Source organism: Rhizobium sp. FKL33, assembly GCF_005222915.1.
Taxonomy (GTDB): Bacteria; Pseudomonadota; Alphaproteobacteria; order Rhizobiales; family Rhizobiaceae; genus Rhizobium_E.
Window position 1 is genome coordinate 1 of record NZ_STFX01000036.1, and the last position, 19,050, is coordinate 19,050.

The following is a 19,050-nucleotide window of genomic DNA, read 5'->3' on the forward strand; positions in this document are numbered from 1 at the left end:
TCTTTGGTAAAATTCTTCTGCTTCGGCATTCCGGTTTCCTTTCAACTCAAGAAAACCTCTCCACTTTTCCGATGCAAGTCCACATCATGGGGTGGGTACATGCGCCTCTTCCTTCGACTTGTCGCAGCAGCCGAGCAGACGATGTCGCCTGATGACTGGGACTATTGGCCCAAATTTCAGGAATTTCGACGTGAGTCTTACCGCGGGATCACGCACGGATACAGCTCGATCACCAATCTCAACCTTCTCCTGGAAGTGTTGGAGGAAAATGCCAAGTCAGGCGTCATGTTCGCTCCGCCACGGATTGAGACGAAATTTCACGACCATGCAACGGAAGCCAGCTATTCGGATCAGCAAAAAAAACCAGTGAGACCGAAGGAACTGCCCGGAGGTAAATATAAGCCGTTTTCCAATGTATTCGTGTCGAAATTGATTCGTATTTGCCTCTGGTTGCAAGACAATATTGCAGATCAGTTTCTTGACTGTTGGGAACTCGCGGAAAAGCTCCCTCGTGAGGAGCGATATTGCGAACAGGTTGCGCGGAAGCGACTGCGCCGTGCCCAAATTGAATTGTTCGCCAAGTTTCCATGGAAGGACCGGGAAGGTAACCCACTAACCGCCCTTCCTTTTGATATCCATCAGCGAACGGCTGCGAGTTGGGACTTGTCGACCAAATGGCCGCCCGAAAGCTACAGCACCATTACATCATTCCTTGCGGTTCTGCAGGTATGCAATGCATCTGTCCTAGCCTTCTGTACGGGCGGTCGCCATCATGAGGTCGCCGGAATGGAGAGCGGCGGGATAGACAATGGCTTGATGCACGCAACCACATTCAAGTTCAGTCGGCGGGTCGGTGGCGTTGAGAGAGAGTGGCCGCTGCACCCGATCGCCGAACGGGCCATCGCCATACAGGAGAGATTGGCGTCCCTGGTCCGTCCATCTGGGACGCAACATCTGTGGGTTCAGATCAAGGCCAGCGCGCAAGACGAGAAGGGAACACCACTCGCAAGCATCACCCAACAATCACATCAAGCACTCTCATACCTCGGCATGGATGAGTGGTCGGAAGGGACGATTCATCTTCACCGATGGCGGCATACGATTGCCAGGTTGATCGGCATTACGGTGGACGAGGCCCAAGAGGTCATAATGGACCTCCTTGGTCATAGAGGGGTCGAAGCCGGATTGACCTACCTTTTGTCTCATCCAGATGTCGCGGCCGACGCTATCAGAGTGTCGGAAGAGGCGGCATTGGTCCTGGCCAAGGACGCGCTCCGTGAGGTTGAACAGGGTACAGCAGGCGGACAGGGCGCTGAGCGGCTGTCCGTCGCGCTTGAGGATTACAAGATGCGACGCGGAATACTGGCGTTGGGCACCGACGACATCGAAGAGGCCGCGCACCTGCTCACCATAGAAGGTACCGCGTTTCGTCGCGTCCGCGGCGGAATATTGTGCACAAAGGCGGTCGGCCAATCAGCTCCCTGTATCCGTGGCCGAGGGCGGGAGGACATTGGCTCCTGCAGTACGGGGTGCGACAGAAGATTGGAGCTCGAGATCGAGCGAAAGGCATTTGCGGTAGAGCTTACACAAATGGCCAAACAATTCATGGCCACGCCGCATGACCATATAATGATCCGCGCACGTCTGAAGGGGCAACTCTTGGCGCAATCGCGACGTTGGCCCAAACAAGGCAGGGAGATTTTGGAATCCCTCTTGCCGCGTTCAGACATCGCGGAGATTTTCCGTGAAGCAGCCTAAGCCAAAATTGGCGTCAGAACGACGGTCGAAACCTTGGCCGCCAGCTCGACCACCATCCAATCTCGATGTCGATGAGAAACTCGACTTCGTCATGGCTGAGATTAAGGCTGAAGTAGCCGCTGGAAAGAAGCCCTTCTCCCCCTCTGGTCGCGGCCCCAATCTCCAGATGGTCCTTTGGCGGGCGGGGTTCTCCCCAGCATTTCTTGAAGCCAAACGGGTCAGCGAAGAACGTGACCGGAAGCAGGCCGAGCGGAAAGACAAGATACATAGGTGGTTGGCATCATTATTCGGCGAGGAGGCTGTGGATCAGCGGGCAGATAGCGATGCTCGGGGGCAAGGATCAACCTCAGATAACAATGGGGGTTCGGGAGGTGAACTCGACGAATTCAAGCAGTACATCCACGATCTGGAATTAGAATTGGTGGAAGCCCATGCCAAGATTGCCGAGCTCAGTGCCAAAAAGGGGCTGTAGATTCGTCATCTACCGCATCAGAAGATGTCACGTAGGGCCTCCAGAAACTGTTCACCGTACTTTTGAAGCTTCACCGTACCCAAACCCGGAATAGATGCCATTTCCGACATGTCGCGCGGTATAGTGGTCGCCATGGCCACGAGCGTTGCATCGTTGAAGACCATATACGGAGCCAAGCCGGCTTCACGAGCGATTTCGAGCCGAAGTTTTCGAAGCCTCTCAAACGTTTCGTGCGCCGCCGGGTCAAGACCATCGCGGGCGGGGTTCCGGAGTCTTGCGGCCTTGGATGTCCTGTGGGGTCGATCTCGCCTGAACATCAGCGTTCGATCACGTTTGAACACCGCTGCCGCATCCGCCTCCAATTTGATCGCGCCGAACGCGTCATGATCGACATAGATGTATCCCAACGACAACAGCTGCCTGAAGACCGATTGCCATGTGCCTGGAGAATGGCCCCGACCTTGACCAAACACCTTCAGTTCGTCGTGGCGAAATCGCTTGACCCGATCCGACGGTTTCCCCGTGATCACGTCGATCAAATGTCCGGTCCCGAAGCGTTCGGATGTGCGATATGCGGCCGCGAGCGCTACAATTGCTGCGTCCGTTGCGTTCCAGGAGTCCACCGGCTCTCGGCAGGTGTCACAATTTCCGCATTTGCCAGGATGCTTCTCTCCAAAATGCCCCAGGAGCGCGCTCCGTCTGCATCCTGCAGTTTCGCATATTGCCAGTAGCGCATTCAATTTTGAGCGTTCGACACGCTTAATCTCGTCCGGAGAATTTCCTTCATCAATCATGCGGCGGCGCTGCACCACGTCGGCCATTCCGTACATCATGAAGGCCGCCGACGGCAGGCCATCGCGCCCCGCACGCCCTGTCTCCTGATAGTACGCCTCGACCGATCCGGGTATGTCGGTATGGGCGACGTAACGGACGTTGGGTTTATCGACTCCCATGCCGAAAGCGACCGTTGCGACGAGGCACAGGCCTTCTTCATTCAGGAAGGCGTCCTGATTAGAGTTTTTTTCCTCCGGAGCCATTCCAGCGTGATAGGGTAATGCCCGGATACCTTCGTCGTTGAGCATCTCCGCGGTCTCGTCGACCTTCCTGCGCGAAAGGCAATAAACGATCCCGCTGTCGCCTTCATGTCGTTTCAGGAAGTCTAATAACTGCTGTTTCGGCTTTTCCCGCTCAGCAATTGTGTACGAGATGTTCGGACGATCGAAACTCGTGATGAACACGGATGCCTGATCAAGCCGCAACACTCGGAGGATGTCCTCCCGTGTGTGTTCGTCGGCGGTTGCCGTAAGCGCGAGGCGTGGAACCCCGGGAAACATTTCAGGTAAGGAAGCCAGACCACGATACTCGGGGCGGAAATCGTGCCCCCAGGAGCTTACGCAGTGGGCTTCGTCTATGGCAATCAACGACACTTTTTGCCAACCGATTGTGGAGCGGAAGCCCTCGGTGACGACCCGCTCCGGCGTCACATAGAGAAGCTTAATCTTTCCGTTTCCAAGGTCCTGGCGAGTAGAGCGCATTTCGTCCGGAGTCATCGCAGAATTTATCGCCACCGCGTCCACGCCCAGTGCCCGCAATGCGGCGACTTGATCTCGCATCAATGAAATCAGGGGCGAAATCACGATCGCCAAGCCGTCTCGACATAGAGCAGGTATTTGATAACAAATAGATTTTCCCGCGCCTGTAGGGAAGAGCACAAGGGCGTCGCCTCCGCGGACCACATGTCGGACCACCTCTTCCTGCCGACCGCGAAACGCCGGGTAACCGTAAACCTCCTGCAATACGTGACGCGGGTCTCTTTCGCGAATTGTTGCCGGCGACTTGAAGTCTTTTAGAGAGTTTGAAACAGGCATTTCGGGCGATTCCATCATCCTCCTATGTTTATATGCATATCGTCGAAGGCAAGACTTTAAACCGCGATGAATGCCATTTCGGCCTGAGAGCCGGCCGGAATTGCTCCTCTTTTGTGAATGACAAAGACCTCGGGTCGATTATCGAAGGAAGACGCCTAAAACGCTTTATGGCAAAGACTCCGAAAGTTCGGAGTAGGCGTATTTCCTGTTCTTGACATTTCCGCTGGAGTCCCCATATCTTGTTCGGTGTGGCGATATGGCTATTGCTTCTTTGACAGCATTGGTGACACATGTTGTGCTATATTGCATCTTGATGCACAATATGTAGTATACCGTGAAACGGAATCGGCGGACTCATTTTGCTGAGGACGTATCGAACAGAGGTGAGCGCATGGACGCAATCGTCGAGAACATTCTTCTGCCGCGCAAAGACTTCGGCGACGCTTGGGACGCGATTAAGGTGGAGTCGTCGGTCAAGCAGCGCCTTCTCGCCCAGTCGATCCTCTCATTGCAGCTCCGCGAAAGATTTGCCTTTGAATCGATGCCGATCCACGGCTTGATCGTCATGACCGGCCCTCCGGGGACGGGCAAGACGACGCTGGCGCGCGGTCTGGCCAACCAGGTCGCGAAGGCGTTGGGATCGGTTCGCTACCTCCAGCTCGACCCGCACGCTCTTGGAAGCTCGTCGCTCGGCAAGAGCCAGAAGGAAGTCTCGAAGATTTTCCAGCAGACGATCCCCGAGTTCGCAGCCAATGAGCCGACGATCGTCCTGCTCGACGAAGTCGAGACCTTGGCGGCGGACCGGCAGAAAATGAGCCTCGACGCCAATCCCATCGATGCGCACCGGGCGACGGACGCCGCGCTGGCCGGGATCGACCTGCTCTCCCGCACCCATCGCAACACGCTTCTGATCGCGACGACTAACTATCCGAAGGCAGTCGACCGCGCGTTGCTCTCCCGGGCGGACTGGATCGAGGACATCGGTCCGCCGAACGCCGAGGCCCGCCGCGAAATCATCCTCGACACGCTTGGCCTTCTCGCTAAGCACTGGGCGAAGGTCGGCGACCTGAAAAATGACATTGCCGCGTTTGTCGAAGCGTCTGAGGGGATGGACGGCCGCAGGCTCAGGAAGGCGATCACGGCCGCCGGCGCGATTTCGATCGACACCGCCAAGGACCTCAACAAGCTCACGGCCGACCATGTGACCGCGACGCTCAAGCGCGCCGCATCGCAGGCCGACGTTCAGGGAGACGCAGCATGAAGGTGAAGCGTACCATTGCATCCATTCCCAAGCGGTCGGCTGCCGAGACCTGGAGGGCCATCAGGGAGCTCATCACGGGCACCGGTTCGGTCGACGCCGACAAACTGTTGGCGGCGGCCAGCGTGATGGAGTCGTTGATCGCCGACGAACACCCGACGTCTGTGCCGATTGTCGTCAAGGGCGTGGGGTCGCGGCTCGTGATCTATTGCCTCTATGGCGAAGACGCGATGGAGGCGGACCTCGAGGTCGAGAAGCTCACCTGGAACCCCACGGCGGGCAACTGGGCGATGACCGCCCCCACCGACGCCGACGACGTCAAATGGATGAACGACACGCTTGCGAAACGGTGTGCTCGCATCACCGTGCACGACGTCAACACGGCCGTGGACGAGGCGGAGGAAAATTCCACGGCACCGGCGAAATCGCTTGCCGTCAACTGGGGAGCGATCGAATAAGATGGCCGTCAGCACGCACAACTATACCAGGACGAACACGGCCATCTACGTGTCCGACAAGGTCCGCAATCTGATGCGCCTCCTGATCATTAACTACGGTCTGGACCCGACCAAGCTGGTCGACGCATGGTCGGATTGGGTCCAGGACGCCGCGCGTCAATGGATGGAAGACGGCGATCTCAAGAGCTTCGTCATCGAGTTCTATAAACCTGGCTCGTCGACGGCCTCCGCCCGGTGGGACTTCCCGATCCGCTATGACGGCTCCGACATCGACCAGATGTGGATCGACACCGACTTCCTGAAGGGCACCTTCGCCAAGGCACCCGCGCCGCCTCCCGGATGCACGTATCGGATTCTGCTCCAACCCGGTCCCGGCGCGCGTTCGCTGCCCGGCATGAGCAGCGCTTCGTACCTCAGCCTCGCAGGGCTCACCGCCCGCCAGGCGGGCACGGTAATTGGGACCCCTGACATCATGGCATCGGCGACTTATTACAGATGATCAACACAGAAGAAGCATTCGAGAAGTTCCGCCAGCGCCTCGAACTCAGCGAGACCGAGCGCAAGGACACCATCAAGCGCCATGAGGAAGTCCGGGGCGTGATCAAGGGCGACTTCGTAGTCGACCGCGACATCCTCACCGGATCGTACAAGCGCCATACGAAAACCAAGCCGTTGAAGGACGTCGACGTGTTCTTCGTCCTCGGCAAGAAAGAGCGCGACAAGTATCGCGACAAGCCTCCGGCGGACCTTATCAATGCGTTTGTAAAGACGTTGCGCCGCAAGTACGGTGACGCCGCCGTCGAGCCAGGCCGTCGTTGCGCCACTGTCGAGTTCGAGAAGGACACGACGGACGAGGAGGGCAAGGTCCTGTCGATCGACGCGGTTCCCGCTTTCGACGTCGGCGACTGCTACGAAATCCCCGACCGGGTTCGCGGCGACTGGGTCAAGACCGATCCGGAAATCCACATGGAGCAGGCCACCAACAAGAACAAGGAGCTTAGCGGCAAATGGATTCCCCTGGTGAAAATGATCAAGCGCTGGAACCGTTCGGCGGGCAAGCCGATCAAGCCGGCCTTCCTGATCGAGGTCATGATGCAGGACCTCGTCGACCCGCCATTCACGACCTATCCAGGCGAGGTGCGGCGCTTCTTCGCCGCGGCGCAGGATGGTCTGGATCGGACGTGGCCTGATCCTGCGGGATATGGCCCTCCGGTTTCGGAGCAGATGACGCCGGAGCTTATCAAGGCCGCCAAAGAGGCGCTGCGGAAGGCCGACATCAAGGCGGCGCTGGCCGTTCAGCTTGAAAAGCAGGGCAAGCAGGGCGACGCCATCGCCCTGTGGCGCGAGATCATGGGGCGTTATTTCCCGACGAAGTGAGGTGCGACGATGGCGGATGCGGTGCTGGCCCGGCAGCAGGGTGACGATTTTCAGGCCCGAATGTTCTGGCTGAGCGCCGCGCTTCTGCTTCGTGGCGATGGGATAGTGACCAAGGTCGCCTTCGAAACAGGCCCCAAGGCATTCGACGACGTAGTGATCGACTACGCTGCGGGCAAAGGTCCGCTCGATCACCATGGCAAGCAGATTTTGCGGCTCCACAAGCAGTGCAAATGGCACGTCAAGCCGGGCGATTTCGGTGCGGATGAGCTCATCTTGCCGAAGTTCATCGGCGGCGAAAAGCACTCGTTCCTTAACCGGGCGCACGACGCCCAAGTCGCCTTCGCGCCGACGGGCGAAGGAGCGATGTTCGAACTCTTGACCAATTGGAACCTGCGGCGCGCTGATCCGCTCTGGAAATTGATCCGCACTGAATGGAACGCGCTCGACCTCGACCTGCTTTTCGATGGCGGCCCAGGCACCGTCATGGGCAGGCTGCGTACGGGTTGGGCAGATCATCTCGGCATAGACGAACCTGAACTCCGCAAGCTTGCCCGGACCCTGGTGTTTCACACGCGGCTTCAGTCCGGCGCTCAGCTTCGCGAGCAATTGAATGACCGGTTCGCGTCGGTAGGCATGCGGCAGATCAGTTCCGCGCAGACGGGTTTTGAGTATGACGACCTCATCCGGAAACTTCATCTGCAGGGTCGCAAGGAATTCGACCGCAAGAGCTTCGGTGAATTGGTCCGGGAACAGAACCTGCTGGCCGGGCCGCCGGAACCGGAGAGGACCATCGTCGGCGTGCGTTCCTTCATGCACCCGATCGACAATCTCTCGGCGCGCGTGCCGGACATGCTGGACCTAATCGGAGATTTCGACGGACGCTATCTGAAGGATGGCAAATCCTGGAATGGAGACCTTCTTCCGCGGGCGCGCGAGTTCATGGTCGGTGCCGCGCAACAGGGCGACCATATGCGCCTTGTGCTCGACGCCCATGTGTCACTCGCGTTCGCCGTCGGATCGATCCTGAACGTGAAATCAGGAAAGTCGATCGAGATCGAGCAACGGACGGACGGCAAGCGCTTCTGGAAGCGCGACGATGTTCCTGTTGACCCCGATTGGCCCGGTATCGTGGTCGAACGCGTCGAGATGGAAAGCGGCGGACCCGAACTCGCCGTCGCGATCGGCCTGACCCACGATGTCCTCCCAATGGTGAAGGACTATCTCCAGTCGCGGCCCGACATCGGGGCTCTGCTCTCGGTCGCCCTCGACAAGGGATCGTCGTCCGGGGCGAGCGTGAGGTCCGGCTCTCACGCGATGAAGCTGGCGGAGGCCGTGGCGGCGGCCGTGCGGAAGGAAAAGCGCGGTTCGACGTTGCATCTCTTCATCGCCGCGCCGAATGGATTCACATTCTTCCTCGGGCAACAGCAGCAGGCGCTTGGTCGAACGGCGGTTTACGAGTGGGACCACGACGGTCCCCGCGGCAGCGGTTATTCCGAGGGCATCGTCGTCGGGTGACGCTTGGCAGAGTGGTACGGCTACCGTGCCGTTCGTCCGAAAAACTGGGTGTAAGAGTCACCTGCCTCCTCCGGCTCGGCCTGGTAGGCAAGAGACCCTCCGTCGAAATGCAGGAGCGTGAGCTCGAAGTCGTAGCGGTCGGTACGCATGCACATCTCCACTACGCTTTCCGGGAACCAGACGCCTGCCGCCTGACGAACGCCCGTCAGGGCTCCATCGCCGCCGACCTTCCGTACCGCAAGACTGGAAGCGGGCATCTCGTACATTTCGTTGCGGGTGCGGATGTAGCGGCCCGACTTCAGCGCCGCCTCGCTCGGCTTGGCCCAATGGGCATAGCCGTCCATGGACGAGATCAGCATCGCCCTCGTCGTGGTGTAGCTCAGCCACCGAAGCGTCGCCGCAGTGAGGGACACGCCGTATCGTTGGGCGGCCCTCCCCAGGCGCTCGAGATCGGCAAGCTCGTTCGCGGGGATGATGCGCCGGAAGTCGTCGAGCGGCATCAGCAGGGTCGCGGCGAACTCGTTCGCCTCCTTTTCGATGTCCTTGCCGGAACCGTGCTCGACCGCTTCTTTCGAGCAGTGGAATCCGCCGTCGAAGTCCGGGTCGTCATCTACGAGATGTCGATGGATCATGAAGTGCCCGAGTTCGTGGGCGACCGTGTAGGCCCGTCTGCCTCGGTTCTGACGGCGGTCATACATGATGCCCCACCGCCTGGGTTTCGTCTCGCCCGGGACCAGAGCCCCCTCACATCCGTCAAGATCGTCGGCTTCGATCCGTTCGATGTATTCGCCGTGCGCGCCGGCGGTATTGCGGGTGTATTCGAGCGCCAGAGCCTCGACGTCGACAGGCGCTCTGTCAAACCGATCCTCGCCGAGAACCGCATTGAGCATCAGAGTGAGGTCATTCGCGGTTCGCCTGGGCGACTTCGTCATTCCTTGGCGTCACTCCCCAGCAGACGCGCCATCGCCCTGATCTTCTCCCGGGTGGCTTGGGGCATGTTGCTGTATTCCCGGAAAAACGCCTTGTCCTCCGCAGCCTCCAGCGTGGTTTCCCGGCCGATCAAATAATCGGTCGTCACCTCGAGAACGGCGGCGATCTCCGACAGCTTCTCGGCGGATGGGCGCGGCGGGTTTTTGTTCTCGAGCTCCCAGATATAGCTCTTCGAGGAGCCGGTCGCGCCGGCGAGGTCGTCGAGCGTCATGCCCTTTTTCGTTCGTAATTCTTTGATTCTTTTGCCGAAAATCGCGGTTGCCATGGCCCAACTCTCATTGCTTACCGTTCGGAGTAGACGAATCTTAACTTCCTTCACAGGCGACTTCAACCACTTGGAGCTTAACGTGACCTTACGCCGCGGTGGAGCCAGCGCTTCCGAAGCTCTACCCCCGATCGAGGTTCGCCTTCGCTTCGCATCGTTGACTCTTTTCCTAATGTGCGAAACAAAATAAGAACATATTCCCTTGTCGGATTGTCGTCAACACTTTGCTTGGAAGGAACCGCCATGTCTGCGGCCGAACAATTGCGTCTGGACATCTGTATCGAGCCAGGCTCCGTCTGCGGTGATGTCGATCTCGTCGATGCCATGATCGCGGCATATGGCGGAGACGCTCGTCGGGCCGTCGGCGAACTCATGCTCGACGCCGACTTCCTCCGCGACCAACTCTCGACGGCGGCCATGCTGATCAGCCGAGGCTACACGCGCGGCTGGCGGCCGAAGTACGAGCGCGTCTGATGAGCCGGAGTAGGAGCGAGCTGTCGCCCTCCGCCGTGGACCTGGGCTGGCCCCATCAAGTGGCCGTGCCCGCCGACCGCTGCTCGGGCAAGCATTTCGACGTCCACCGGGAATTCTGTAAAGACCTGTCCCTTTGCACCATGGGCCACAGCGTAGGTCACGAGGGAGTATCCCACCGGGTGTTCTGTTTCGCCGATCCCGGACATGCGGAGACGTTTCGCCAGGCTTTTCAAGGGGTGCCTTTCTATCCTGCAGACCGTGGTAAGGGCGTCCGATGGATGATCTGGAATCGGCCGCCCGGCGATGTCCGGCGCGTAAGGAAGCCCAGCGCCAGGAGCCTGCGGATGGAACGTAACTTCAATGCCCGAAACGACAACGATATTGTATTGTGAGAAAGTCTATACAGGCTTGCCGAGAGGTGGACCAAGCTCCATGGAAGCTTTGGCATGTCTAGTGGTTGCGCAACGTTTCGATTAAATAGAACCGCAAGAACTGGGAGTTCTCGGAGAGTGGCCGCCTGAGAGTCATCCGTCCGTGGAACTCCTCCGCGAAACCATGACCATCTCCGAGAGGCGGCAACGGCATTGTAATCAGATGGAGTTGTTGACCGCTCTTGGCACGAGGGGGCAGAGTGGTTCCCGCGGCAAGTGGCCCGACGGGGATTCGTCTGATGCTGAGCGCGAGATACAATGGCCTGAAAGTCGATGCTGCGGGCTCCGTCAAGGGACTGGCCATACTTGTCCTTCCTGCGGCCAGGCGCTGACTCTGCGGCAGGGACAGATCTCGTGATGATCCATCACCACGGCGTCGTGCCGCCGGGTTCGACAAAGGTGCCGGAAGTCGTTGCGGAGAGCGCATATTCGACCAAGAGCCGCGCGCCTTCTTCCGGTGTCATGTTGCCATAACCGGTCAAATCCGTCTTGACGAAGCCGGGGCTTACCGAATTCACCGTGATACCTATATCCTTGAGTTCTTCATGCAGCTGGATGGTCAGCATGTTCAATGCCGCCTTCGAGGTGTTATAGCCGATGAACTGTTGCGAATAATATGTCGATTTGGGATCGCCGTTCAGCGCCAGAGATCCGAGTGAGCTCGATACGTTGACGATCCGTCCCGCAGGCGCGTTTCTGAGCAGCGGGAGCACGGCCTGGGTGATCGCCAGCGCCCCCAGGAAGTTGACGTCCATCACGCGGCGAACCGCGGCGACCGAGGCTCGGCTGGGCGGCGCATCGGCGAAGTCGAAGATGCCGGCATTGTTGACGAGGATGTCGAGGCGGCCGTATCTGTCCGTTATGGTCCGCGCCGCCGATGCGATGCTTTGATCGTCGGTCACATCAAGCTGTATTCATGCGGCGTGGTGACCCTGCGATGTCAGGTCCGCGACCGCCGCACGGCCGCGATCCACATCCCTTGCCCCCACCAGCACCGTGATGCCAGCCTGCCCGAGTTGGCGAGCGACCTCCAGCCCGATGCCCTTGTTGCCGCCGGTCACCAGCGCGATACGTCCGTCCTTCATGTTCAGGCCTTTCCCGTTTTGTGGTTTGGCCTATGATATGAAGGATTGTTCAGTTTGAGGATTCGCTTTTGACATACGCCGCGCCTGCTGCCCTGAAGCCGAGGAAAAGACCGCAACAGCGCCGCGCGACAGCGACTTTGGATGCGATCTTTGAGGCGACCATTCAGCTTTTGGTGAAGGATGGGATTGCGCGGCTCACCACCACTCGGGTCGCGGAACGCGCCGGCGCCTCGGTCGGCACGATGTACCAATACTTCCCGCACAAACAGGCGCTGATCTATGCCGTCAACGAACATTATCTGGACGCACTTGCGGAAAGGATCGAAAGCACTTGCCGCGAGTACCATGGCCGGACAGCTGCGGAGATGGTGGAAGCCGTGATTGACACCTATTGGAGGGCCAAAACGGAAAGGCCCGACGTGACACGGGCGCTCTACCGCTCCGTTGTGGAACTGGACAACGAAGCCCTGATACTCGCCTTTGCGGATCGCACCGACGCGGCGACCACAGAGATGCTTGCGAGTGCATCGGACAGGAGTTTCGCCGATGTCGTCTCCGTTAACCGCACGCTCGTCACGGTCGTATTCGGCACCGTGCGAAATTCGTTCGAACGGGGACAGTCGGGCGAGATCGCGGAAGAATTGCGCCGGCAATTGCTGATTATGTGTCGCGCCTATCTGGAGGCCAAGATGAATTAACTGGTTTGCGCGAAACGGAAATAATTTCCGCATCTAACCTGCTCAAAACGATCATATGCTGATCCAATGGCGCTGACCGGGCGATGTCGATGTCCGGATACAATCAGCTCTCCACCGTCAGCGCGTCGATCAAAGCGCGGAGCGCGGGTGGCGTCTGACGCCGGCTGGGATGGTAGAGGTAGCAGCCCTGGAACTTTGGGCACCAATCATCAAGGACCTGCACCAATCGTCCTGTGGCTAGGTCTTCGGCAACATCGCTCTCCAGGATATAGCCGAGGCCGGCGCCGGCTCTGACGGCAGCCGCGGCGAGATCGCCGTCATTGCCGATGAAGGAGCCGGAGGTGCGGATCTTGATCTCCCGTCCATTGCGCTCGAACTCCCAGGGCAGAAGGCCGCCGGCGCTCGCGAGGCGGTAACCAATGCAGTTGTGCGCGTCGAGATCCTGCGGTGTCTCAGGCTTTGGATGGCGCTCGAAATAGGAGGGTGTGGCGACGACGATGGTTCTGAGGTCGGGGCCGACCCGCACCGCGATCATATCCTTTTCGACCGTCTCGCCAAATCGTATTCCGGCATCGAACCCTTCCGCCACGATATCCGTCAGCCGATCGTCAATGTTGATTTCGACTTGGATGCCTGGATGAGCGAGAAGGAAGGACGGAAGCTTTTCCTTGAGCACGGTTTTGGCAGGATAAGAGAAGGTGGTGATGCGCACCGACCCGGACGGGCTGTCGCGCCATTCGGCCAGCGCCGCTAGCCCATCTTCGATGGTGGCAAAAGCGGGCCGGATGGATTGGAGCAGCCGGTCGCCTGCCGCTGTAGGGGAAACGCTACGCGTCGTCCTCGCCAGCAACCGGACGCCGAGCCTTTCCTCCAGCGCCCGCATGGCGTGGCTGAGCGCCGAAGGCGATATGCCCAGGGAGGCCGCGGCGCGCGTGAAGCTCCGCTCGCGTGCGACGGCGGCAAAAGCCAGGAGATCGTTCAGTTCGCCTCGTTCCATTGTTGCACTGTGCTCACAAGCTCATGCGGCACGCAACGGCTAATCGCGGGACAGGCGGCCGGCTATGGTCTTAGCAGAGTTCTTCCGAACCGCACACAAGGACTGCAACATGGATCTGACAAGTTATCGAACGCTGGGCCGATCTGGCCTGATCGTCAGCCCGCTGGCGCTTGGAACCATGACCTTCGGGGCCGAGCGCTGGGGCGCCGGCGCCAGAGGCTCACGAGAAATCTTCGACACCTATGTCGCCGCTGGCGGAAATTTCTTCGATACGGCTGACGTTTACTCGGGCGGACGCAGCGAGGAAATGCTGGGATCGTTCGTTGCTGACGCCGGTCTGCGCAACAGGGTCGTCATCGCCACCAAGTCGGGCTTTGCGCGCAGCCAAGGCACGCCGCTACATGGCGGCAATGGAGCGAAGAACATCCGGCTCGGGATCGAAGGCTCGCTGAACCGGCTAAAGACTGATTACATCGACATGTACTGGATGCATGTATGGGATCGCACCACACCTGCCGAAGAGGTGCTGCAGACGCTGACCGACGCCGTGCGCAGCGGCAAGATCCTCCACTATGGCTTCTCCAACACGCCGTCCTGGTATGTCGCGAAGATTGCGACGCTGGTGGCTGCCCACGGATTGCCTGTGCCGATCGGGCTGCAATATGCCTATTCGCTCATTGACCGCGGCGTCGAGCTCGACATCCTTCCGGCAGCCGCAGAGTTCGGCATGGGCCTTGTTCCCTGGAGTCCCCTGGCGGCAGGCTTACTCACAGGCAAATATGGCCGTGACATGCTCGCACGATCAAGAGCGCCAGGCAGTGTTCCGGACAAGGGTTCCGCCGATGAAGACAGCGAGAGCGATGGTCGGCTGAATGGTGACAATCCGTTCGGTGGTATGCTGTTCACCGAGCGCAACTTCGAAATCGTCGATGTCGTGCGGCAGGTGGCCACCGAGCTTGAACAGCCGATGGCGGCGGTGGCGCTGGCATGGACGCTGCAGCGTTCCGGCATCGGCAGCATTCTCGTTGGCGCGAGCCGTGCCGAACAGCTCCTGCAGAACGTGGCGTCGATGACGGTGAAACTCACCGCCGAGCAGATCTCGCGACTGGATCAGATCAGCGCTCCACCTTCATTCAACCCGTACTTCATCTTCGCCTTGCCCACGCAAATGATGTTCGGAGGCCAGACGGTCCACTCCTGGGGATGAGTCTGGGAGATCCATGTCCTTTGAGAGCATGGAAGAACGTCGTGACGGGCAAACTTCGGAAGTGCATGGACGGGTTAATGACGCGCATCGGGGTGGAACAACCCTGCCAAAGCTCATCCACTTTGCTTGATCGCCCGGTACCACGTGCCGTAATGCGTCGTCTCAACCATGTGCTTGTTGAGGTCCGGTGCTCCGTCGTGCCACCACACCGGGCCACGCTCCCCCAAGGCAATCTTCGCCGTGTTGACCCGATCGCGGGCGGCGGCAAGCGCGTCCTTGTCGTCAGCGGCCGCCTTGACAGCGCGCCTTGCCGCCATAAGCTCGCTTACCAGACACTGACGTTTGTCGTCCGCAAGGTTTGGATCGCTGGCGCGCCATAGTCGTCCGCGCACAATGATATATCTGCCGTCGGGTGTCGTCAGAGGGCGCTCGCCGTCAGGCATTCCGTAACCGCCTTTCGCGTGATTTCGCGTCGCGTCTGGCGATAACCAGTTCAGGCTTCGTGGAGTGCCACCACCCGCGCAATTTCTCTCGCTCGTTCGGGCCGTTCCGCGCAGGCCAGGTCTCAACCAGCTCCTTCAGCGTTGGCGTCCGCCACGCTGCCCAGATCATGTCGCCATCGCTGCGGATCATTGAATAGACCTCACCCAACTCTTGCGGATCAACAATCTCGCCCTGAGTGTCGGTGAACACGACGATGCCCCAGGAAACGGTGGTGACGGGACGATCGAGCGGAGGCGGATCAACCAGTGGGATTGGATGGCGGCGGCGGCGTCTTTCCGCCCTCCGCAACCCGGCAGGTGATCGCGCATCACTGTCCTTGTTCGCCTCACGCCGTGCCTTGCGCTCTTCCGGCTCATTGCGTTTCGCAGCCGCCTCGATCACCGGCCAACGTCGCTTGAGTTCTTCGTAGGAACGGTAAGGCACCATCCAGGCGGTGCGGGCTGCATCCCAGTGGGCATAAGGGACCTGCCGCAACTCATTGACGACTGTGCGAGAATACGGCGTCTGCACGACGATCTCTGCGGCTGGCAGAAGATATCTGCTTTCGATTGGATCGAATTCAAATGCGTCGCGTCCTCGGGCATCGGCATGGACGTCGGCCTTTGCTTGCTCCAGCGCTTTCCAGCGTTCAATCCGTCGCTCTGCAGTCTTGCCCGGAACCCACCACGCCCGGGCAACATCGTCCCATCTTGCTTTCGGAAACGTCGCGCGGAAGCGCTCCACCGTCATCCGTTCAAACTCGAACTGAGTGCTCGCTCCTGGTTTCTCTGCCGCGGTCATGCTGCCTCCGGCCGCAAAACGCTTTGTGCCGCCCAGAAGTTCGCTCCGACAAATAGGGTTCAAGGTTCAAGGAAATGGCCATCCTGTAACCATCGACGGCCTAGTTGCCCGCCGATTTTTGATCCTGAAACTTGCGGAACAATTACTTCAGCCAAGGCTTTATCGAGCAACGCTCGGTCGTGTCAACCGGACATGGCGGCATGGAAAACACGGGGATTTTTCCGGTTTCTTCCCGTGGCCAACGAAGTGGCAGGCGAGTTCCTATCCCGTCCGGCCGAGCGTCACCTCCCTTCAGCCATTATGTTGGGGCTCAACTGAGCGCAGCCCTCGCTGGGATTTGGAGAGCTGGCCTGCTGGCGCGGCACCGTAGATGCGGAGCGATGCTGTGGCGACGACCGATGCCTCCAGAGGGCACCAGAAAACCATGGGAGAAGAAGATTGCTGGACATCAAAACCGCCGGCCCGGCTGAAGATCCGCTCTTGATCGAGCACTATCTGGCCATCTGGGACAGCTACGGTACGCCAGAGGAGCATTATGCATCGGATGCGCGGGAAACAGTTGTACGCTTCATCGAGGAAAACCGCGGCAACAGGACCCATGCAGGGTTTGTTGCACGCATCGATGGTCAGATCGCGGGCTCGGCAATTTGCTGCCTGCTGCGCTCGCCTTTCCCGGATGTCCTGAAGCCGGATGTCCGACGCCGCGGCTATATCTGGTCTGTCTATACGGTACGGTCACATCGCGGCAAAGGCGTCGGCAAGGCTTTGACCACGCGTGCAATCGACCACCTTAGAGACAACGGCTGTACGCATGTCGTACTCCATGCATCTGAAGCCGGTACGCCAATGTATGAGAAACTTGGCTTCACCCGTGCAGGTGAGATGCGGCTCGCTCTATGACAGAGCCACCTCCGTGATCAGAGCTGGTTGTCGAGCTCTCATCATTCGGCAATGCCAATGACGGTCTTTAAGTTCTTAAGATAGGCAGCAGTCATCGATCCCCACATGGGCTGCCCGCGTCGGCAGGATGAAGTTTGTGCCGGAACGCGGACGGGGCATTATAGGGATGGCGGCTTTGAACCGGAATCGCGGGACCGAACGCAATTGGGTATCTAGTTTGATTTGGCCGCTTGACTCCTGAAACAAACACGAACAAAATAGGAACATAATCCGCGGTGCGGAACCCAATCCTATCGCATTCAAGGAGACGTCCCATGGCGACATCGGCGGTCGAGCAACTGCGTCTTGATCTCGGCGCGGTCATTCCAGAGCAGGCCGAGGGGGAACAGCCCGAGGTGGACATCATTGCCAGCGTCCTCGACTTCTACCAAGGCGACTACCGCAAGGCGATCGAGGAACTACTGCTCGACGCCGACTTCCTGCGCGATCAGCTCTACACCGCCTCCTGCCTCCTCAGCCGCGGCATGGGCCGTGGATGGAGGCCGCGCTATGAGCGTGTGTGAGGAGCGTCATGCGGCACGCGCGCTCCATTGTGCTCATCCCCGAAAGTTCTGACGACGGTCGCATTGAGACCGGGGAAAGCGCGCCTCAAGCGGACTTCCAATCCCTACGTCAGTGGCAACGGCTGGGTGGTCTCTGTTCCCGCTGCGCTCATGAGGGTTGGCTTGATCGATACGATCTGGAACGCCGCTATGGCGCGGTGCAACTGATCCGTCTTCAGCCGATGCTCCGGTGCACCCGATGCCAGAGCAAGGGCGGCAACTGCTTCATCATCGGCGCGATGGCGAGGGACTGATGCGGCGCATTCGCGTTGGCGCTCCCCGATATGGCCTCTCAGACGCCAACACGGACGGCATGCTGGTCAAGATCAAGTGCCATGCCTGCACGATCACCCATTGCTATCGGCCTGCCGACCTCATCACCATCTGCGGCGATGTCCAACTCGATGAGATCGCCGGCTTCTTCCGTTGCGAGTCCTGCGGCCGCAAGGCGTTCCTGTCCGCCGACTGGCTGACGGCGCAAGGCGGAGACTTCAAGGGCATTCGCCTTCGACGTCTCGTCGGTGTAAGTCTGGTGCGCGTGTACGACTGGGAGGACGGAACGCTCTGATGTGCAATCTCTTGTCTGATTGCGACTTTATCTTCAACCCCTTTTTCCCGCGTGCTCTGAACCTGGAACCAGACCTCAAAAAAGTAGCTTCAATCCGGAAACGGTAAGCAAAACTGCAAGGATCAAGCGAAGCCACTTCTCTGGAAGATAACGGCTTCCCACATACGCACCTGCCACGCCACCTAGCGCGACCGCCAAAATCCACCATGGAAGAGATTGCGGAAGATGGCCCCACTGGCGGCTAGCGCCGAGCAGAGCCGCAGCCGAGTTCATCAGATTGTAAATCGCTGTTGTCGCCGCGGTTTGACGCGCGGTTCCCCAATTTAGAGCAAGTATTACGGGGGCAAGAAAGACGCCCCCGCCGGTGCCTGTTGTTCCAGAGACGAATCCTATAACCGCGCCAACCGCAAGAGCCGCGATCCAAGGCGGCGAAGTGGGAACTTTGTCCAATGCCTTTTGACCGAATGCGGAACGCGTCATCTGGATTCCAGAGAGAACGAGCACGACCCCGACCAGAGGATAATAAAATCCTTCGGGAAGCTGAACCGCTCCCCCTATGACAGAGAACGGAAAGCCGAGCACAGCGAATGGATACACGTTTCTCCAAGACACCCTGCCCGCTCGCAAAAAGAACGTGGTCCCAATAGTCGCCACGACCAGGTTCAATACGAGAGCTGTGGTTTTCATCACGGCCGGAGCAACGCCGAACAGCGACATCGCAGCAATGTAGCCAGACGCCCCAGCTTGTCCAACCGCGGCATAGATCGTTGCGACCAAGAGGAAGCATCCTCCGAGCCAAAAGTCCTCCATATTCAAACCTAGCCTTTCCCAACTGCGTCAAAT

20 protein-coding genes and 1 pseudogene are annotated in these 19,050 nt (G+C 59.2%); 13 read left to right on the forward strand and 8 right to left on the reverse strand.

Annotation, left to right across the window (positions count from 1 at the left end; all coding sequences use genetic code 11):
- Both E8Q41_RS20445 and E8Q41_RS20450 read left to right on the forward strand, forming a co-directional pair.
- Nucleotides 1–1,758, forward strand: a 1,758-nt coding sequence (locus E8Q41_RS20445) for a hypothetical protein (protein ID WP_205910404.1), incomplete at its 5' end; no start/stop codon positions are given.
- Nucleotides 1,745–2,230: a hypothetical protein gene (locus E8Q41_RS20450; protein ID WP_137157423.1), complete on the forward strand. Its 486-nt coding sequence runs from the start codon at nucleotides 1,745–1,747 to the stop codon at nucleotides 2,228–2,230. The genes E8Q41_RS20445 and E8Q41_RS20450, both read left to right, overlap by 14 nt.
- A 17-nt stretch (nucleotides 2,231–2,247) precedes the next feature.
- Here E8Q41_RS20450 and recQ read toward each other — a convergent pair whose 3' ends face one another.
- The gene (recQ, locus tag E8Q41_RS20455; protein WP_137157565.1) at nucleotides 2,248–4,098 is read right to left on the reverse strand and encodes a DNA helicase RecQ; all 1,851 of its coding nucleotides are present in this window, start codon (nucleotides 4,096–4,098) and stop codon (nucleotides 2,248–2,250) included.
- A gap of 391 nt (nucleotides 4,099–4,489) precedes the next feature.
- Here recQ and E8Q41_RS20460 point away from each other — a divergent pair, with 391 nt between their 5' ends.
- The 5 genes from E8Q41_RS20460 to E8Q41_RS20480 are packed head-to-tail and all read left to right on the forward strand — an operon-like array spanning nucleotide 4,490 to nucleotide 8,706.
- Nucleotides 4,490–5,359, forward strand: coding sequence for an AAA family ATPase (locus E8Q41_RS20460; protein WP_137157424.1), 870 nt, complete (start codon nucleotides 4,490–4,492; stop codon nucleotides 5,357–5,359).
- Nucleotides 5,356–5,814 (forward strand): hypothetical protein, encoded by a 459-nt coding sequence (locus E8Q41_RS20465; RefSeq protein ID WP_137157425.1) that lies wholly within the window; start codon nucleotides 5,356–5,358, stop codon nucleotides 5,812–5,814. The genes E8Q41_RS20460 and E8Q41_RS20465 overlap by 4 nt, the downstream gene beginning before the upstream one ends.
- A 1-nt stretch (nucleotide 5,815) precedes the next feature.
- Entirely contained in the window at nucleotides 5,816–6,313 is a 498-nt protein-coding gene (locus E8Q41_RS20470) for a hypothetical protein (protein ID WP_137157426.1), read from the forward strand.
- The gene (locus E8Q41_RS20475) at nucleotides 6,310–7,191 is read left to right on the forward strand and encodes a CBASS oligonucleotide cyclase (protein WP_137157427.1); all 882 of its coding nucleotides are present in this window, start codon (nucleotides 6,310–6,312) and stop codon (nucleotides 7,189–7,191) included. The genes E8Q41_RS20470 and E8Q41_RS20475 overlap by 4 nt, the downstream gene beginning before the upstream one ends.
- Nucleotides 7,192–7,200: 9 nt before the next feature.
- A complete protein-coding gene (locus E8Q41_RS20480) occupies nucleotides 7,201–8,706 on the forward strand; it encodes an SAVED domain-containing protein (protein ID WP_137157428.1) in 1,506 nt (501 codons plus the stop codon).
- Between the two features lie 20 nt (nucleotides 8,707–8,726).
- On the opposite strand, the gene E8Q41_RS20485 is transcribed toward E8Q41_RS20480, so the two are convergent.
- The gene (locus E8Q41_RS20485) at nucleotides 8,727–9,638 is read right to left on the reverse strand and encodes an ImmA/IrrE family metallo-endopeptidase (protein WP_137157429.1); all 912 of its coding nucleotides are present in this window, start codon (nucleotides 9,636–9,638) and stop codon (nucleotides 8,727–8,729) included.
- A complete protein-coding gene (locus E8Q41_RS20490) occupies nucleotides 9,635–9,961 on the reverse strand; it encodes a helix-turn-helix transcriptional regulator (protein WP_137157566.1) in 327 nt (108 codons plus the stop codon). Before E8Q41_RS20490 ends, E8Q41_RS20485 begins: the two co-directional genes overlap by 4 nt.
- A gap of 243 nt (nucleotides 9,962–10,204) precedes the next feature.
- Between E8Q41_RS20490 and E8Q41_RS20495 the strand changes: the two genes are divergently transcribed.
- Entirely contained in the window at nucleotides 10,205–10,435 is a 231-nt protein-coding gene (locus E8Q41_RS20495) for a hypothetical protein (RefSeq protein ID WP_137157430.1), read from the forward strand.
- 796 nt (nucleotides 10,436–11,231) lie between these two features.
- Here the strand turns inward: E8Q41_RS20495 and E8Q41_RS20500 are convergent.
- A pseudogene (locus tag E8Q41_RS20500) lies at nucleotides 11,232–11,951 on the reverse strand (SDR family oxidoreductase).
- Nucleotides 11,952–12,019: 68 nt separating this feature from the next.
- Here E8Q41_RS20500 and E8Q41_RS20505 point away from each other — a divergent pair.
- Nucleotides 12,020–12,649 carry a TetR/AcrR family transcriptional regulator gene (locus E8Q41_RS20505; protein ID WP_137157431.1) on the forward strand — a complete coding sequence of 210 codons (630 nt, stop codon included), beginning with the start codon at nucleotides 12,020–12,022 and terminating at the stop codon, nucleotides 12,647–12,649.
- Nucleotides 12,650–12,752: 103 nt separating this feature from the next.
- On the opposite strand, the gene E8Q41_RS20510 is transcribed toward E8Q41_RS20505, so the two are convergent.
- Nucleotides 12,753–13,646 carry a LysR family transcriptional regulator gene (locus tag E8Q41_RS20510; protein ID WP_137157432.1) on the reverse strand — a complete coding sequence of 298 codons (894 nt, stop codon included), beginning with the start codon at nucleotides 13,644–13,646 and terminating at the stop codon, nucleotides 12,753–12,755.
- 109 nt (nucleotides 13,647–13,755) lie between these two features.
- Here E8Q41_RS20510 and E8Q41_RS20515 point away from each other — a divergent pair, with 109 nt between their 5' ends.
- Nucleotides 13,756–14,853, forward strand: coding sequence for an aldo/keto reductase (locus tag E8Q41_RS20515; protein ID WP_137157433.1), 1,098 nt, complete (start codon nucleotides 13,756–13,758; stop codon nucleotides 14,851–14,853).
- 113 nt (nucleotides 14,854–14,966) lie between these two features.
- On the opposite strand, the gene E8Q41_RS20520 is transcribed toward E8Q41_RS20515, so the two are convergent.
- Nucleotides 14,967–15,296, reverse strand: a complete 330-nt coding sequence (locus E8Q41_RS20520; protein ID WP_137157434.1) for a hypothetical protein — start codon at nucleotides 15,294–15,296, stop codon at nucleotides 14,967–14,969.
- Nucleotides 15,289–16,137, reverse strand: a complete 849-nt coding sequence (locus E8Q41_RS20525; protein WP_137157435.1) for a hypothetical protein — start codon at nucleotides 16,135–16,137, stop codon at nucleotides 15,289–15,291. The genes E8Q41_RS20520 and E8Q41_RS20525 overlap by 8 nt, the downstream gene beginning before the upstream one ends.
- Nucleotides 16,138–16,575: 438 nt before the next feature.
- Here E8Q41_RS20525 and E8Q41_RS20530 point away from each other — a divergent pair, with 438 nt between their 5' ends.
- The 3 genes from E8Q41_RS20530 to E8Q41_RS20540 all read left to right on the forward strand — a co-directional run bounded on the left by E8Q41_RS20530 (nucleotide 16,576) and on the right by E8Q41_RS20540 (nucleotide 18,207).
- Entirely contained in the window at nucleotides 16,576–17,037 is a 462-nt protein-coding gene (locus E8Q41_RS20530) for a GNAT family N-acetyltransferase (RefSeq protein WP_348640029.1), read from the forward strand.
- A gap of 314 nt (nucleotides 17,038–17,351) precedes the next feature.
- Nucleotides 17,352–17,600 (forward strand): hypothetical protein, encoded by a 249-nt coding sequence (locus E8Q41_RS20535; protein WP_246660261.1) that lies wholly within the window; start codon nucleotides 17,352–17,354, stop codon nucleotides 17,598–17,600.
- A 292-nt stretch (nucleotides 17,601–17,892) separates the two neighbouring features.
- The gene (locus tag E8Q41_RS20540; protein ID WP_137157436.1) at nucleotides 17,893–18,207 is read left to right on the forward strand and encodes a hypothetical protein; all 315 of its coding nucleotides are present in this window, start codon (nucleotides 17,893–17,895) and stop codon (nucleotides 18,205–18,207) included.
- A 75-nt stretch (nucleotides 18,208–18,282) separates the two neighbouring features.
- Here the strand turns inward: E8Q41_RS20540 and E8Q41_RS20545 are convergent, their stop codons facing one another.
- Nucleotides 18,283–18,984 carry a sulfite exporter TauE/SafE family protein gene (locus E8Q41_RS20545; protein ID WP_246660262.1) on the reverse strand — a complete coding sequence of 234 codons (702 nt, stop codon included), beginning with the start codon at nucleotides 18,982–18,984 and terminating at the stop codon, nucleotides 18,283–18,285.
- Between the last annotated feature and the right edge of the window lie 66 nt (nucleotides 18,985–19,050).

Excerpts from the sequence above, each read along its gene's own strand:
- recQ (WP_137157565.1), bottom strand. The coding sequence starts at position 4,098 with ATGCCTGTTTCAAACTCTCTAAAAGACTTCAAGTCGCCGGCAACAATT.
- E8Q41_RS20460 (WP_137157424.1), top strand. The coding sequence starts at position 4,490 with ATGGACGCAATCGTCGAGAACATTCTTCTGCCGCGCAAAGACTTCGGC.
- E8Q41_RS20465 (WP_137157425.1), top strand. The coding sequence starts at position 5,356 with ATGAAGGTGAAGCGTACCATTGCATCCATTCCCAAGCGGTCGGCTGCC.
- E8Q41_RS20470 (WP_137157426.1), top strand. The coding sequence starts at position 5,816 with ATGGCCGTCAGCACGCACAACTATACCAGGACGAACACGGCCATCTAC.
- E8Q41_RS20475 (WP_137157427.1), top strand. The coding sequence starts at position 6,310 with ATGATCAACACAGAAGAAGCATTCGAGAAGTTCCGCCAGCGCCTCGAA.
- E8Q41_RS20480 (WP_137157428.1), top strand. The coding sequence starts at position 7,201 with ATGGCGGATGCGGTGCTGGCCCGGCAGCAGGGTGACGATTTTCAGGCC.
- E8Q41_RS20485 (WP_137157429.1), bottom strand. The coding sequence starts at position 9,638 with ATGACGAAGTCGCCCAGGCGAACCGCGAATGACCTCACTCTGATGCTC.
- E8Q41_RS20490 (WP_137157566.1), bottom strand. The coding sequence starts at position 9,961 with ATGGCAACCGCGATTTTCGGCAAAAGAATCAAAGAATTACGAACGAAA.
- E8Q41_RS20495 (WP_137157430.1), top strand. The coding sequence starts at position 10,205 with ATGTCTGCGGCCGAACAATTGCGTCTGGACATCTGTATCGAGCCAGGC.
- E8Q41_RS20510 (WP_137157432.1), bottom strand. The coding sequence starts at position 13,646 with ATGGAACGAGGCGAACTGAACGATCTCCTGGCTTTTGCCGCCGTCGCA.
- E8Q41_RS20515 (WP_137157433.1), top strand. The coding sequence starts at position 13,756 with ATGGATCTGACAAGTTATCGAACGCTGGGCCGATCTGGCCTGATCGTC.
- E8Q41_RS20520 (WP_137157434.1), bottom strand. The coding sequence starts at position 15,296 with ATGCCTGACGGCGAGCGCCCTCTGACGACACCCGACGGCAGATATATC.
- E8Q41_RS20525 (WP_137157435.1), bottom strand. The coding sequence starts at position 16,137 with ATGACCGCGGCAGAGAAACCAGGAGCGAGCACTCAGTTCGAGTTTGAA.
- E8Q41_RS20535 (WP_246660261.1), top strand. The coding sequence starts at position 17,352 with ATGGCGACATCGGCGGTCGAGCAACTGCGTCTTGATCTCGGCGCGGTC.
- E8Q41_RS20540 (WP_137157436.1), top strand. The coding sequence starts at position 17,893 with ATGCGGCGCATTCGCGTTGGCGCTCCCCGATATGGCCTCTCAGACGCC.